Annotated in this window: 15 protein-coding genes; 6 read left to right on the forward strand and 9 right to left on the reverse strand. The window is 70.0% G+C overall.

Annotated features, from left to right (window positions below; all coding sequences use genetic code 11):
- Positions 1 to 7 precede the first annotated feature (7 nt).
- Positions 8 to 322, forward strand: a complete 315-nt coding sequence (locus tag ACIBST_RS05290) for a YrhB domain-containing protein (RefSeq protein ID WP_397169302.1) — start codon at positions 8 to 10, stop codon at positions 320 to 322.
- A gap of 97 nt (positions 323 to 419) precedes the next feature.
- On the opposite strand, the gene ACIBST_RS05295 is transcribed toward ACIBST_RS05290, so the two are convergent.
- On the reverse strand, positions 420 to 548 hold the full coding sequence (locus ACIBST_RS05295) for a hypothetical protein (RefSeq protein ID WP_397169304.1): 129 nt from the start codon (positions 546 to 548) through the stop codon (positions 420 to 422).
- Positions 549 to 558: 10 nt separating this feature from the next.
- On the opposite strand from ACIBST_RS05295, the gene ACIBST_RS05300 reads away from it, so the two are divergent.
- The 3 genes from ACIBST_RS05300 to ACIBST_RS05310 all read left to right on the forward strand — a co-directional run bounded on the left by ACIBST_RS05300 (position 559) and on the right by ACIBST_RS05310 (position 4,940).
- Positions 559 to 1,803 carry an ABC transporter ATP-binding protein gene (locus tag ACIBST_RS05300; protein WP_397169306.1) on the forward strand — a complete coding sequence of 415 codons (1,245 nt, stop codon included), beginning with the start codon at positions 559 to 561 and terminating at the stop codon, positions 1,801 to 1,803.
- Between the two features lie 2,112 nt (positions 1,804 to 3,915).
- The gene (locus ACIBST_RS05305) at positions 3,916 to 4,377 is read left to right on the forward strand and encodes a hypothetical protein (protein WP_397169308.1); all 462 of its coding nucleotides are present in this window, start codon (positions 3,916 to 3,918) and stop codon (positions 4,375 to 4,377) included.
- The gene (locus tag ACIBST_RS05310; protein ID WP_397169309.1) at positions 4,374 to 4,940 is read left to right on the forward strand and encodes a hypothetical protein; all 567 of its coding nucleotides are present in this window, start codon (positions 4,374 to 4,376) and stop codon (positions 4,938 to 4,940) included. The genes ACIBST_RS05305 and ACIBST_RS05310 overlap by 4 nt, the downstream gene beginning before the upstream one ends.
- A gap of 589 nt (positions 4,941 to 5,529) precedes the next feature.
- Here the strand turns inward: ACIBST_RS05310 and ACIBST_RS05315 are convergent.
- Positions 5,530 to 6,786: a hypothetical protein gene (locus ACIBST_RS05315; RefSeq protein WP_397169310.1), complete on the reverse strand. Its 1,257-nt coding sequence runs from the start codon at positions 6,784 to 6,786 to the stop codon at positions 5,530 to 5,532.
- Positions 6,787 to 6,788: 2 nt separating this feature from the next.
- Positions 6,789 to 7,208, reverse strand: coding sequence for a hypothetical protein (locus tag ACIBST_RS05320; RefSeq protein ID WP_397169312.1), 420 nt, complete (start codon positions 7,206 to 7,208; stop codon positions 6,789 to 6,791).
- A gap of 113 nt (positions 7,209 to 7,321) precedes the next feature.
- Here ACIBST_RS05320 and eccB point away from each other — a divergent pair, with 113 nt between their 5' ends.
- Entirely contained in the window at positions 7,322 to 8,755 is a 1,434-nt protein-coding gene (gene eccB / locus ACIBST_RS05325) for a type VII secretion protein EccB (protein ID WP_397169313.1), read from the forward strand.
- A gap of 11 nt (positions 8,756 to 8,766) precedes the next feature.
- Here eccB and ACIBST_RS05330 read toward each other — a convergent pair whose 3' ends face one another.
- From ACIBST_RS05330 to ACIBST_RS05355, 6 genes are all read right to left on the reverse strand, one after another.
- Positions 8,767 to 9,534, reverse strand: a complete 768-nt coding sequence (locus ACIBST_RS05330) for a WXG100 family type VII secretion target (protein WP_397169314.1) — start codon at positions 9,532 to 9,534, stop codon at positions 8,767 to 8,769.
- Complete coding sequence (locus tag ACIBST_RS05335; protein ID WP_397169316.1) at positions 9,535 to 10,584, reverse strand: hypothetical protein; 1,050 nt, start codon at positions 10,582 to 10,584, stop codon at positions 9,535 to 9,537.
- Positions 10,581 to 11,882 (reverse strand): hypothetical protein, encoded by a 1,302-nt coding sequence (locus ACIBST_RS05340; protein ID WP_397169318.1) that lies wholly within the window; start codon positions 11,880 to 11,882, stop codon positions 10,581 to 10,583. The genes ACIBST_RS05335 and ACIBST_RS05340 overlap by 4 nt, the downstream gene beginning before the upstream one ends.
- Positions 11,879 to 12,259, reverse strand: a complete 381-nt coding sequence (locus tag ACIBST_RS05345; protein ID WP_397169319.1) for a hypothetical protein — start codon at positions 12,257 to 12,259, stop codon at positions 11,879 to 11,881. Before ACIBST_RS05345 ends, ACIBST_RS05340 begins: the two co-directional genes overlap by 4 nt.
- A 67-nt stretch (positions 12,260 to 12,326) precedes the next feature.
- Positions 12,327 to 12,632, reverse strand: coding sequence for a WXG100 family type VII secretion target (locus tag ACIBST_RS05350; protein WP_397169320.1), 306 nt, complete (start codon positions 12,630 to 12,632; stop codon positions 12,327 to 12,329).
- 24 nt (positions 12,633 to 12,656) lie between these two features.
- Positions 12,657 to 13,001 carry a WXG100 family type VII secretion target gene (locus ACIBST_RS05355; protein ID WP_397169322.1) on the reverse strand — a complete coding sequence of 115 codons (345 nt, stop codon included), beginning with the start codon at positions 12,999 to 13,001 and terminating at the stop codon, positions 12,657 to 12,659.
- Between the two features lie 253 nt (positions 13,002 to 13,254).
- On the opposite strand from ACIBST_RS05355, the gene ACIBST_RS05360 reads away from it, so the two are divergent.
- Positions 13,255 to 13,683 carry a hypothetical protein gene (locus ACIBST_RS05360; RefSeq protein ID WP_397169323.1) on the forward strand — a complete coding sequence of 143 codons (429 nt, stop codon included), beginning with the start codon at positions 13,255 to 13,257 and terminating at the stop codon, positions 13,681 to 13,683.
- Positions 13,684 to 13,698: the final 15 nt, after the last annotated feature.

Here is a 13,698-nt window from a genome sequence, read left to right on the forward strand (position 1 = left end):
AATCGCAGTGATCGACAGAAGTGAAGCCGAACGCATCGCCCTCGAGTTCGCCCGCGACCTCATGACCCAGTACGACCGGGAAGAGATCGTCCTCAATGACGAGGCGGCCATCGAGAAGCCGTACGGATGGCTGTTCGTCTTCACCACAGCCGCGTTCCTGCGCACCCGCGAGTGGGAGGACGCCCTGCTCGGGGCCGGTCCGCTGCTGGTCCTGCGGGAAGACGGCCAAGTCGTCGTCCTGCCCACGTTCTACTCCGAGGAGGACGCGTTGCGGGCGTACGAGGAAGGACGCCTCGACAAGGGGTTCGAACAGACCGAATGAGCTGAACGCCGCCAGGACGTTCATGACGCGAAAGGTGCGTCATCCAGCCAGGTCGGACCCCACGTGATCGCGGCGCCGTCCTTTGCGGGCGGCCCGGTCAGCCGATCCTGCCGGAGACGGCGTCGTCGTCGCCGCCCCAGACGTCGTCGTCCTCGTGCAGCCAGGTGCTGTTCTCCTTGTCCTCCGGCTCGGCGGCCACGCTGGCGCAGGCCGCCGCAGGCAACAAGCTGCCGACGTTGCCGGTCGCGCTGGCCTATGCCGAGGCGTGCGGCGCAGGTCGCGAACAGTGGCGGGCCCGCTGGGAGCAAGCCCGCGCCGCTCTGCGTGACCCCGCCGCGACCGGCGACGAGGCGGCACAGGCGCCGTATCGGGGGCTGGTCCGGTTTGAGGCCGCCGATCAGGCGTTCTTCTTCGGCCGGACCGCCCTGATCGAGCATCTGATCACACTGGTGAAGGCCCATCGGCTGGTGCTGGTGGTAGGCCCTTCAGGGTGTGGCAAGTCCTCGGTGCTGCGGGCCGGGCTGGTGCCGCGGCTCCCGACCGGCAGCGTGCGGGTGATGACGCCCGGCGCTCATCCTCGCCTTGACAGTGCCCGGGCCGGTGATGTGGTCGTGGTCGACCAGTTCGAGGAAACGTTCACCCTGTGCCAGGACCCTGCCGAGTGCCAGGCCTTCATCGACACTCTCGTCGCTCTCACAGGCGATGGGAGCGGGACGCGGGTCGTGCTGGCCGTCCGCGCGGATTTCCTGGGCCGTTGCGCTCACCTTCCCGAGTTGGCCGAGGCCGTACGCGACTCGACCGTGCTGGTGGGGGCGATGAGCACGGCGGAACTGCGTGAGGCCATCACCAAACCGGCGAGCGCGGCCGGGCTGATCGTGCAACGCGAGCTGACCGCCCGGATTCTCCAGGACGTCACCGGCCAGCCCGGCGCACTGCCCCTGATGTCGCATGCACTCCTGGAAACCTGGCGGCGCCACACCGGTAAGGCGCTGACCACCGCCGCCTATGAGGCCGCCGGCGGCATCGACGGAGCCGTCGCCCACACCGCCGAACAGCTCTACAGCGCACTCACCGATACGCAGCGACAACGGCTGCGCCACCTACTCTTACGCCTGGTCACCCCCGGACAGGCGGGTAACGCTGACACCCGCCGACACCTCGGTGGTGGTCGGGGAGCAGCTCAGGGCCTGGCTCGGTCCCAAGCTGGCCGCGATGCCGGAGGATCCGCGGCCCAGTCGTACGGAGCGCAAGGGACACATGCGTCCCGTCCCGCTTCTGGCGGCCGTCCGGCCCGTCGAGTCGTCCGGCCCGGTGTCCGCGCCACCGCTGAGCGCCCGGCACCGGGACCTGATCTCCGAGCATCGCCGCGAGGTCAACGCGGGCATCTGGTACCGCGACGAGAGCTCCGCGGTCATGCCCACGGCCGATCCACGCCTGCTGCGACGCACCACCGACACCATCGACGTCGCGATCGCCGGTGACGGCACCGGATTCTTCATAGGCTCCGAACGACTCAGCGCGGCCGACCTGGGCACCATGCTCGCCCACGACCCGCGCGTGCTCGCGCAGCCCGACGCGTGGATACGCATCCTGGGCTGCGAGACGGCCCGCGACCCGGCGGTGCTCCAGGAACTGGCCGACCTCACCGGCCGGTCGATCCTGGCCGGCAACGAGATCGTCTACATCGGCGCCGACAGGCACGCTCACACCGCGGCCGTTCAGGGATACGACGAGGACGGGCGGCCGGTCTTCCCGTTCGACGACGACGGCCAGTGGTTGCAGGCCCACCCGTCCAGGAAGGTGACGCCCGCCACGCCCTTCGCCGTCCCGGCACCGCCGCGCGTCCTCGAACAGCGTCGCCTGCCCCAAAGCGCCGTCGACGAAGCGCTCGCGGCCGATGCGAACGAGTGGGAGTTGTTCGGAGAGCAGGGAGTAGACGGCACCGTGGCGCACCTCACCCTGGGGGACGGCACCAAGATCGTACGGAAGGGGACAGGCGTCGTCGAAGCCAGGGCCGAGGTCCTCGGGTCGCTGGTGGGACGGCTCATCGGCGCCGACGTCCCCATCGTCGTCGCGCACCCGACGGATCCACGCACGGTCTTCATGGAATACGTCCGCGGCACGCACCCCGCCGACAGCCCGGACACGAACGCCAAGCGCAACGCGATCCTGCTCGAACTCCTCGACCTGTTGATCCTCAACAACGACCGGCACCCGAACAACCTCTACGACACGGGCCCCGGTATGGCCGGTGTGGATCACGGACGCGCCTTCATCGTGCCCCGAGTCCCTCGCGGACACGCCGCCTTGATGCCCGGCACCGAAATCACCTCTATCCCGTCAGTCGGTAAGGTTCTCCGCGGCAACTTCGTCGCGGCCGGACCCCACGACCGTCCCGTATGGGTCGACAACCCACTGAGTCGGCAGGACGTGGACTTCCTCACCGAGGTCATGGTGTCGCTGGCTCCCCATTACCGGGACAGCGGCTTCATCCCCGCCTACGAAGAGGCGCTCAAGAGGCTGTACCACATCGGGATGCACGCCAAGGGCGAGATCTCGCTGCTGGCGCCGCCGGCACCGGCGCCGGTCCGGGTCCAGAGCCATTTCGGCTGGGACTTCGACGACCACAACGACGTCGTCGAGGACGTGACCCGGCGGCTGGCGGCCGGCGAGGACGTCGCGTCCGTCGTGCCGTACATGACGCGAGACGCGATGACCACGGACGTGGCCTTCGGGCTGGAGCTGGAGTTCGCCCACGCGGGCGGGACCATGGGCGTCCGGGCCGGCGACGTGCGCCTGATGACCGAGGAGCTCCACCGCGCGGGGCTCGCCGCGAGCCCCAAGGTGTTCGGTCACCACAAGGCCCCCGACTCGATGAGCGGCCGGCCGTACATGGAGCGGGAGGCGAACCCGCGTCTCATCGCCGGCGAGTTCGTCTCCGGCATCCTCCGGGACACCGAGCAGACATGGGCGGACCTGGCCCGGATCACCGAGATCATCAAGTCCCACGGCGGCGAGATCACCCCGGCGACCGGCGGTCACATCCATGTCGGCGCCCCGGGTCTCGGCACCGACGTGAAGGGCATGCACCGGCTGCTCACGCTCTACTACGGCTACGAGGACATCCTGTTCCGGCTCGGGCAGGACCCCAGGGAGCCCTTCGGCATGCACCGGCCCTATCGGTACTGCGAGCCCAACGAGGTCACCGGCGGCACCGAGCACTCGACGCAAGAGCTCCGCGACGTCCACCGCCGCCCCTCCGCACTCAACCTGGCCCATGTCATCGGCACGGCCGACGATCACGTGGAGTTCCGCCACAACGACGGGCATCTGGATCCCTCGTTCATCCAGGCACGGATCAAGCTCGTCGCCGCCATCGTGGACTACGCGCGCAACGGCGGTGAGCACCTGCCCGCGCGGGAACAACTGGGCACCCACCTCGAACACGACCGGGACCCGCGGCGGGACGCGGCCTCCTTCATCGAGATGGTGAACACCCTGTTCACCCGCCAGGCAGACAAGGAACAGCTGACCGCCCTGTTCGCGATCACGACATGGCAGCCGGCCTCGGACGACGGACGATGGTGAGCGAGATGAGCGTACGCGTCAGGAACACGTCGGCGGCCGAGGCACCGCCGACGCCCCCGGCCAGGGCAGACGGCACGCCGTACGCCTACGAGGTCATCGACGGCTGGTGGCGGATCTACGGGGACGAGCCCGCCGAACTGATCACGGAGCTGATCCCCGGCTATGCCGGCACCCTGGAGGACAGGGAACGTTATGCGCTCGCCGCCGCGGCGCGGCTGCAGGCCGGGCTGGCGGCGGCAGGGCGGTTCGGCGACTGCACGGACGCAGAGCGTGAGGCGATCCTGGCCGACCGCGCGCGGATGCCCCTCGTCGAGCACTGGACCGCGGCCGTGCCGCTCGTGCTCGTCACCACGCTCTGCCCGCCGCCGAGGCCGACCGGGGAGATCGTCTGGATCGACCCCACGGACGACCTCTCCTTGTTGTCGAGCCTCGGGCAGGCGGGGTTCGTCCAGGTGAGCGGCGCATGAGCACGCTCAAGGTGGTGGTCATCGCCTCCGGCACGGTCATCGGCAGGCTGACGCGGACCGGGGACCAGGTGGAGTACAGCTCGGCCGACGTCCGGTCGTTGATCGAGTCGATGGCCGCCTCACGGGAGTGGAGCCCGGCCGAGGCGTTCGACGGGTTGCGCGGCTGGAGCGACGGCTACGTGGAGATCGTTCCGGAGATCTCGGTGGCCAGGGTCTTCGACGGGGTCAGGGACGGCGTGCCGTACTTCCTGCCCGACCGTCCGCGGGTGCGGGACCCGCGGCTGGTCGACTACCTGAGGGCCGGCGCGGCCGTTCTCTCCACGACGAATCTCGACCTCGATCGGCTCGACCCGGCGCGCGGCGCGGTGGTGCCGCTCAGCTTCCGGACCGACGGCACCTGGGTCTGGACGGACACCGTCACCTACTACCTGGAGGAGCACGGCATCCGGCCGGACGAGGGGCTCTGCGCGCATATCGTGGCACAGGACTTCCGATGTCCGGCGGTGAGCCAGGCCGTCGCCGAACGCACGCTGCGGGAGCTGCGCCGGTCCTCTGCGGGTTAGCCGATTCTGCCGGAGACGGCATCGCCCACCTCGTTGCCCCAGACGTCGTCGTCTTCGTGCAACCAGGTGCTGTTCTCCTTGTCCTTCGACTCGTGCGCGCCCCCGCCGGACATCGGCCGCGCCTCTCATGGAGTACGTACAGCGGACCGCGGCCGGGGTGCGGCTGCACAGCGAGGGCATGCCCCTCTCCCCCTCCACGCCGGTACGGCCCGTCGCCGGGGCGTTCGTGGTGGAGGGCCGCTTCGGTGGCGACGTGGCTCTGATCCGCCGCGACCACATCGAGCCGGGCACGCTCGCCGCGCTGCTGCTGGCCGTTCCCGGGCTGGGCCCCGACGACGCGCCTGCTCGCGGGGAGCGACCTGGCGGACGAGACGTTCCCCCAGGAGCTGGCCGACGCCACGGGCCGGGCGGTGATCGCCGCGAGCGGGACGGTGGATCTCTCCCCGCAGGGGGACCTGCGGGCGTGGGGGCCGGGACGTATGCCCGGCGACTTCCACGTCTTCCTCCCGGCCGGGTGACGCACGTACGCGAGAGGCACCTCGCCGGGCCGGTCCCCGGGCGGTCGGCGGCTGTCGTCCCTGCGGTCCGGTCAGCCGATTCTGCCGGAGACGGCGTCGTCCGCGTCGTTGCCCCAGACATCGTCGTCCTCGTGCAGCCAGGTGCTGTTCTCCGTCTCCTCCTGCTCGCCGGCCGCCCCCGCGCCGCCCATCGGCATGTACGGGAAGCCGTTGCCGGTCGCGGACGCGGATCTGGCGTTGAGCGGGAGGGCGCCGATGCCGGTCATGGTGCCGCCGACACCGTTGCCGGTGCCCGCTGGAGGGATGCTCCCGTTCGGGAAGGAGGTGGAGGTGTCCGGGGTCCAGCCGGCCGGGCGCCGGAAGTCCTCCAGGGTGGTCGAGCCGGAGGTGTCCGGCAGGCCGCCCGTGCCCGGTAGGCCGGCGCCGGTGTCCGGGCCGGTGCCGCCGCCGGGGTACGCGGCGCCACGGTCGGCGCCGCCGGGATCCCTGCCGCCGGGGGTGCCGGTGCCGGAGTGGGTTCCGCCGGGGTCGGTGCCCGTGCCGGAACTGTCCGGGGTGGTCCCGTCCGGGTAGCCGTCCGGGCTGAGGGTGTCGCCGGGCAGGCCGGGTGTGGGCGTGTCGCCGGGCGGGGTGTCGTCGATGCCGTCGAAGTCCTCGTTCTGGAAGTGGTCGTCGGGACGGGTGAAGGAATCCGGATCGATGCCGTCGCTCCGCGTGTCGTCAGACGTCTCCACCGGAGGGGTCGGAGCCGTCGGGTCCTTGAGGTCGGGCACGACCTTGTGGATGGTGAACGGCCACTGCTCGTAGGCATGGCGCAGGTCGTTGTTGAGCAGCCGGAGATGCTGGCCGGCCAGTTCGTCCGGAGAGCCCCACTCGTACCCGGCGTTCATCGTCCTGTACCAGGCGGGGATGCTGTCGTCCCAGGTCTCGCCGTTGTCGCTCCACGCCTCGCCCCTGTGCTCCACGAAGTCCTGGTGGGCCAGCAGCCGCTTGCAGAGCGCCTCCAGCGGTCCGCCCACCGCCCTGAACTTCTCGGCCAGCTCGCGGATGGTGGCGTGCAGCGTGCGCAGCGACTGCTGCGACTCCACCGACGAGGGCCCTTCCCAGATCTTGGCCATCGCGGTCGCGCCCGACACCAGGGCCTCGTTCATCGAGGTGAGCCGATCGGCGGCCGACAGGTAGGACGCCGCCACCTGCTGGAGGGACGGCACGTCGATGTTCGTGATCACGTCCTTGACGCCCGCCACGCTCCGGCCGTCGTCGTCGACGGAGAAGGGCGCGCCCCCGGCGGGGCGGATCGGGTGGTCCGCGGACACGTCTACGGCCATCTCTAGCCCCCGTTCGCGGCGTCGGCGCGCTTGTAGTTGCCCGCGCCGGCGTCGATGAGCGCGAAGGCGATCCTGAGCTTCTCGTTGACCTGCTCGTAGACCGCGGTCAACTCCTTGTGGCCCTGCACCAGCGCCGCTCCGAAGCTCTTGCCGCCGTCCCAGCGATTCACCCCCGCGAGGTGATCGGCGAACACCTGCAACGATCCGCCCTGTGCCTCCACGTCGGGTTTGGAGCCCTGGCGTGGCGTCGTGGCGGTGGTCAGCCGGGCGTTCGGATCGCTGCCGTACAGTTCTGGAAATTTCGCCCAAAGGGCGTTGGCGACTTTTACCAGCTCCGCCGGAGCGTACTCGACACCGTCTCTGTCGGCGACCAGACCCGGCCAGCTCTGCTCCAAATGCCAACCATTGTCGGTTGGTGCCATGACAGCCTCCCGCGTGCGATTGATCAAGAAGCCTACTAGGCGGCCATGCCGTATAAAAGCGTGATATCCATCCTCATTAAATTTCTTTCGCAACCTGCGTAACATTGTCCGTCATGCAGACCCGAAAGGACCTTTACCAGGCGCACAAACTGATGACCCAGCGCCTGGGTCTGGCGCTGCTGCAGGGCGAGCCCGATCTGCCCGAGTCCCCCATGCGGCGGCACAACGTGGCGACCTTCGCCGGCATCCTCCTGCTGGTGCTGATCACGGCCGGGTTCGGGATCTGGGGGATGCTCAGCCCCGGAGGGGCCACCAAGCTCAAGGAGGCGGGCCAGTTGCTCGTGGAGGAGGAGACCGGCGCCTCCTACGTCTACAACCAGAGCGACGGCAAGCTCCAGCCGGTGGAGAACTACGTCTCCGCCAGGCTCCTGCTGGACAGCCAGGAGATCAAGGTCCGTACGGTGTCGGCGGAGTCGCTGGCCGGCTTTGCACGGGGGCAGAGGGTCGGCATCTCGGGGGCGCCCGACTCGCTGCCGAAGCCCCAGAAGCTGGTCAGATCTCCGTGGACGGTCTGCGTGGTCGAACAGCAGGACGCGACCGGGGTCCGCCGTCCGTACGTCACGTTGCTGGGCGGGATCGACGTCGGCGGCACGCCGGTGGGCACCGACGCGCTGCTCGTCGACGACGGCCAGCAGAGCTGGGTGTTGTGGAACAGCTACCGCATGCTGGTCAGGAACCCGCGCCGGCTCACCGACCAGGCCCCGCGCAGAGTGCCGGTCTCCTGGGTGAATGCGATCCCCGCCGGGCCCGACTTCGCCGCCCCGGCGATCCCGCAGCGCGGCAAGCGGGTGCCGGGGCCGGGCGGCTCGGCCGCGCGCGTGGGACAGGTCTTCACGCTGGCCGCCGTCCCGGGGGTGCCAGAACGCTGGTACGTGCTGCTCGCCGACGGCCTCACGCCCGTCACCCACACGCAGGCGACGCTCCTGCTCCAGGACCCGGACACCAAGGTCGCCTACGGCGGCGGCCGGGTCCGCCCGATCGCCGTGGACGCCGCCACCGTCAACGCCGCCAAGATGTCGGCCCTGCGCATCCTGGGCGGCGGGCTGCCGGTCACCATGCCGCCCTTCCGCACCCCGGCGGCGGACGCGCCCTTGTGCGCGGTGTACGCCGACACGGTCAGGGGCTCGGTCCGGGCACGGCTGACGACCGGGGCGACGATGGCCATCCCGAAGCCGCCGAGCAGCGGCAACCCCGACCGCGTCGACCAGGTGCTACTGCCGCCCGGCGGCGCGGCGCTGGCCGGCCAGCTCCCGGGCGAGGGCCGGACCGATGCCATCCACGAGTACTCCCTGATCACCGACGAGGGCAGACGATTCCGGCTGGCCTCCCCCGACCTCGTCGGCACGCTGGGCTACGACGCCGCCCAGGTGGCGCCGGTGCCCGCGCATCTGCTGCGGCTCATCCCGGAGGGCCCGCTCCTGGATCCCGCCGCCGCGCGGAAGCCCGTCGGGGAGACGTCGTCCGGACGCCTCCCCGGCCGGTCCTGAAGCCCGTCCGCTCAGGTGCGGGGGAGACCGCCCTGCTTGTCCTGCTTGGGTATCAGCGAGTGGCTCTCCACGCTGTACTCGAGCGCGGCGTTGCTGAACTCCGGCATATCGCCGGACTTCAGGGTGTCGAGCTCGTTGGGTATGCCCTTCATCGTGGGGAACAACTTCCCGCTGGCCTCGGACTGCTGGACGGCCTGGTAGAACAGGGTGCCGAGGACGGTGACCGCGATGCCGTGCTTGATCAGCACCTTCTTCATCGACGTGGTCGTGGTCCTGCTGACTTTGAGGTCGAGCGCGTACGCGATGAAGTTGCCGTAGACGCTGTGGCGAAGCGCCAGCAGCGTCATGGCGTAGAGCGCCAGGTATCCGGCGACGCAGACGCAGGTGAGCGCCCCCACGTGGTACAACTTCGCGCTCTGGTCGACCGCCTCGCCGGTGGCGTTCCGTGTCGACCTGAGCGTGGCCAGGGACTTGGTGAACTCCGCGTAGGCCTCGTCGAACTTCTCGCGGGCCGTGCCCTCCCAGGTGGTCCCCGTGCCCGTGACCGTGGCCTGCAGTTGCTTGAGCTGTTCCTCCAGCGCGGCCAGTTCGGAGGTCGTCCCGCCGTTGTCGGTGGTGCGCCAGGTCTTCGACGACCCCGACATGCGCCCCGGATCGGAGATCATGAGCCCGATCATGGCCACTATGTAGAAGGCCCAGGGGCGCCTGATCAGGACCGCCGCGCCCGAGGCGGTGGCGAGGGCCTTGTAGTACAGGCCCTTGCCCTCCTCGTAACTCATCTACGTCTCCTTGCCGATGATCTCGGGGGCGATGTCCTCGTCGTCCTCCCAGACGCCCTCGTCCTCCGACAGCAGCGAGCCTTCCTGCCGGTCGCGTTCGTCGAGGCCGTTGCCCGAGCCGCCCATCGGCATCATGGGCATCATCGGCATGCCGCTGCCCATCCCCCCGGACGTGCCCATGCCGGGAACCTTCGGACCGGCTGCGGCGCCCCCGCCCGAGCCCGCGCCGTTGCCGGTCGGCGATCCCCATGTGGTGCCCGGCCGGGTGCTCAGGTCGGTCAGGTTCGGGTTCGGCGTCCCGTTCAGGGCCCTGGGGTCGTACGACGACAGGCCGGTCGTGTCCCGCGGCGAGTTGATCGTCGAGTCGATGTCGGGGACCTTCATGTTCGGATCGCCGGCGCCGGACAGGCCGGAGTCCGGCCGGTCGATCCCCGGCAGGTCGGTGCCGGGAAGGTCGCTCCCGGGCCGGTCGGCGCCCGGCACGTCGCCGTTCGGCGGGTCCGTGCCGGGCAGGTCGGTGTCCGGACGGTCCATGTCGGGCAGGTCGGCGTCCGGGAGGTCGCCGCCGGGCGGGTCGGGGTCCGGCATGTCGAGGTCCGGCGATTCGGGCATCTTGGGGGTTGGCACTCCGCCGCCGGTCGGGTCGTAGTCCTGGTCCTTGCGGTACAGGCCGGCGTTCTCCTCCTCGGCCGCGTGGTAGTTCGCGTCGGCCGCCTTCAGCGCGGCCTGCCAGCTCTGCAGCGCCTTCTTGCCTCGCTCCAGGGCGGTGGACTGGGCCGCGATCGCCTGGTCATGGGCGTGGGTGAGCCCGTAGCCGATCACGCCGAAGGCGGGGAAGGGCACCCCCATGTGGCCGGACTTGGCCCGCAGCGCGTCGATGATCGCCGTCTGTCCGTTGATCTGGCCGCTCGCCGCGTTGAGCGCGCCGTCCGTGAAGGAGATGCCCGACGACGGCAGCGGCAGCTGGGTGCTCATCGGGATGCCGTACTGGCCGTAGGGCTGCTGCCCGGTCGGCTGCGCGGGGGCACCGTTCTTCTGCTGGTCGCTCACCTGATCACCGGGTCCGTCACGTCATGGTTGCTGGTCCAGGCTGACCTGTCCTCCGACAGGTAGGCGGTGCGCTCCAGGTCTGCGCCCGCGTCCCCGGCCGGGCCCGCGCCGCCCGTCATCGGCAGGAACGGCGTGCCGGACAGGCCCGCCGCACTGCCTCCGCGCATCGCCCCGAGTCGCCCGCCGGGTGTGTACGCGCTGTTCGGCGAACCGATCACCGACGGTACGGGCTGGTTCGTGGCGACCGGCGCCGCACTCATGCCGGGGGTCGCCACGAGGGGTGGACGTTCGCCGATCGTGGGCTGGTAGAACGAGCTCTCGGTCCGGGCCGGGTCGGCCTCGGGAGTGGCGTCGTCGAGCTCGGTCCTGTCCTGGGCGCCGATCACCGGCGGAGTGGTGCCGTCCTGCGCGCCCGCGCCCGCGCCGGTGTTGCCGGCCTGGTCGCCGGGTTGTTGTCCGGGTGTGTGCCCGCCGGTGGGCTGGTCACCGCCGGCTGGCCGGTCGGCCGGGGGCGTCCCCGGAGCGGCGTCGTCCGCGCCGTCCCGGGGAGGCTGGTCCTGCGTGCCCGGGTCGCCGGCGCCGGTCGTGCGCCCGTCGCCCGTGCCCGTGCCTGCCGGGTCGCCCGCGCCGGTCGTGGGATCGTCGCTCCCGCCCGTCCCGCCGTAGACGACGCTCGTCGTGGCGAGCGGGCCGCCCGGGACCGTGACGACCGGCAGCTCGTAGGTGATGTCGTGCGGGACGGAGCCGAGATGCAGGTCGCGGATCTTCTCGTTGAGCTTCCGCAGGGCCGCCTGCGCCCGCATGTTCTCCAGCAGGGCGACGGCGTTGGCCTCGTCGTCGCCCTGCCGGTCGAGCCCATACAGCGCCCGGTGGACCCGTACGACTTCCTGGACGTCCGGGTCGTTCTTGTCCAGTTTGATGCCTTCGACCTCGGCGATGGCCACGGGGATGAAGGCGGCGTAGCCCTCCAGGCTGCGGCCCATCTCCGCGAGCTTGCGCGCCAGCTCGTTGCCGGTGGCGTACAGGAGCTCGAGCGCGATGCGGGCCCGGTCGGCGTCCGGCCCCTTCCAGATGGTGAGGATACGGCCCGCGTGGTCCTCGAGCCCGACGACCGCGTCGAGGACCGCCTTGGCAGTGCTGATGTAGGTGGATCCGGCGCGTTTGACCAGGTCCGGCTGTGACGTCGCCAGCAGGCGCTGGATCTCCGCCTTCGGATGGACCTCCGTCTCACCGGAGGGGACCTGATCGCCCCGGATGACGAGCGTCTCGCGCTTGGAGCCGGCGCCGGCCATGGTCACCCGCCCTCGTTCCGGGTGTCCGCCTCGGCGTGGTTGGCGGCGCTCGCCTCGATCGCGGCGATGACGCTCCTGTACGCCTCCACGAACTCGGCGTAGACCCGGCCGAACTTCTGTCCCGCGCCGTCCCTGCCCGCGGTCGAGCCGAATACCTTGGCGTCGATCCACTCGCCGAACTGGGCGGCGCCGGGCTGGACGTCGGCCAGGGTGCGTCCGCTGACGCCCGGCTTCTCCATGGCCTGCAGATTCTTCGACAGAGCCGCGGCGATCGACCGCATCACGGACGGTTCGTGCACCCTGCCGTCGCCCTGGAACTGGTCGGCCGTGTGCGCCGGGATGTCCAGCGGGTCGGTCTGCGGTTCGGGTTCCTGCTTGCCCATCGCTTACCCCTGCGAATGCGAGTCCCCGGTCACCGCGTCGCCACGGTGACCGGGAAGAGGAGGCGCGTCAGTCCGTCCAGATGGCGATGTTGCGCCGCTCGGCGGCCTCGTAGTTGCCCTTGGCGATGTTGACCGCGCTGGCGGCCTCGAAGAGCTGCCTGCCCATGGCCCGTTCGTGGGCGTCCCACTGGTCCTTCTTGGCGTTGAAGAACTGCTCGGCCTCGCCTTCCCAGCTGGCGGCCAGCTCCTTCTTGATGTCGGCGAACAGGTCGTCGGTGACCTTGTCGAGCTCGGTCACGACCTTCTTGAGCTCCTCGTAGGCCTGCTCCATGCTGCCGAACTTGACGTATGTGTGATCATCGGGAACGGTCACTGAGATCTCCGTGGCGTCGGCCGGCTAGTTGCTGTTGATGACGTTGTCGATTCGGCCCGTGAAGCCGTCCCTGGCCAGCGACCCCGACAGCTCCATGTTCTGGTCTGCGGCGTTCCGGTAGACCCCGGCGCCCATGTTGAGCCGGTCGTGGATGTCCTCAAGGATCCTGATCACGGCCTTGAACTCGACGTCCCACTCGTCGAGGGCGTGGCTGAACTTCTGGGCCGCGCCGCCCCGCCACCCCTGGGTGGTCAGGTCGCCCTTGATCGTCTGGACGCGCTGGCGCATGCCTTCGATGTACTGCGCGGTGTCCTCGCAGTACCCGGCGGCGTTGGTCAGCTGCGTCGGACTTGCTCCGTACAGTGCCACTGGACCTCCAAGTGGACATTTCCTTGTCTCGCATATCGGCTGGCCGACATGAATGGGGCGAACCCTTGCGAAACAACATCGACTCGCATGTTAACCACCACCCGTCCCAGCGATCACAACCGTCCGGCCGACGAGAACAAATCTGCGCTCAATGCCAAAACATTCTGCGCTCTGTGCTAAAGACGCGAAGAAACCGGCATCACAGGATTGCCCTTCGGACAAATCGCCTTTCCGCTCTTTGGAGATGAAGAACGTGAGAATCACGAAGAGGACGGCCGGTGCGGTCATCGCGACCGTGCTCGGCACGACGGCGGTCCTCACCGCCACCACCGCCACCACCGCCTCGGCGTCCCGCCAGGCGGCCGAGACGCCCGCCGTCGTCTGCGGCCCGGGTTACACCGTCCAGCGTCAGGCCGCGTTCGCCGGCGGCGTCGCCTACCTGCTCCTCAACCCCGGCAAGCAGAACGCCTGCGCGGTGACGTTCAAGACCAAGGACGTGGGCACGCGCAGCATGGTGTGGTCCGCGGTGGACGTGAAGGGCGCGGGAGTGGTGAAGAACGAGGAGATCACCCCTCTGCACACCGTGCCGGTCTACCACGCCGCGCCGACCGGGTCCTGGGTGAAGTTCTCCGGCGGCGTCAAGAACGCCGACTCCGGCGGCGCGTACGAACGCATCGGCTGAGACCCGCGGCCAAGC

Origin of the sequence: Nonomuraea sp. NPDC049684 (assembly GCF_044465345.1) — a bacterium.
In the GTDB taxonomy this organism is placed as follows: domain Bacteria; phylum Actinomycetota; class Actinomycetes; order Streptosporangiales; family Streptosporangiaceae; genus Nonomuraea.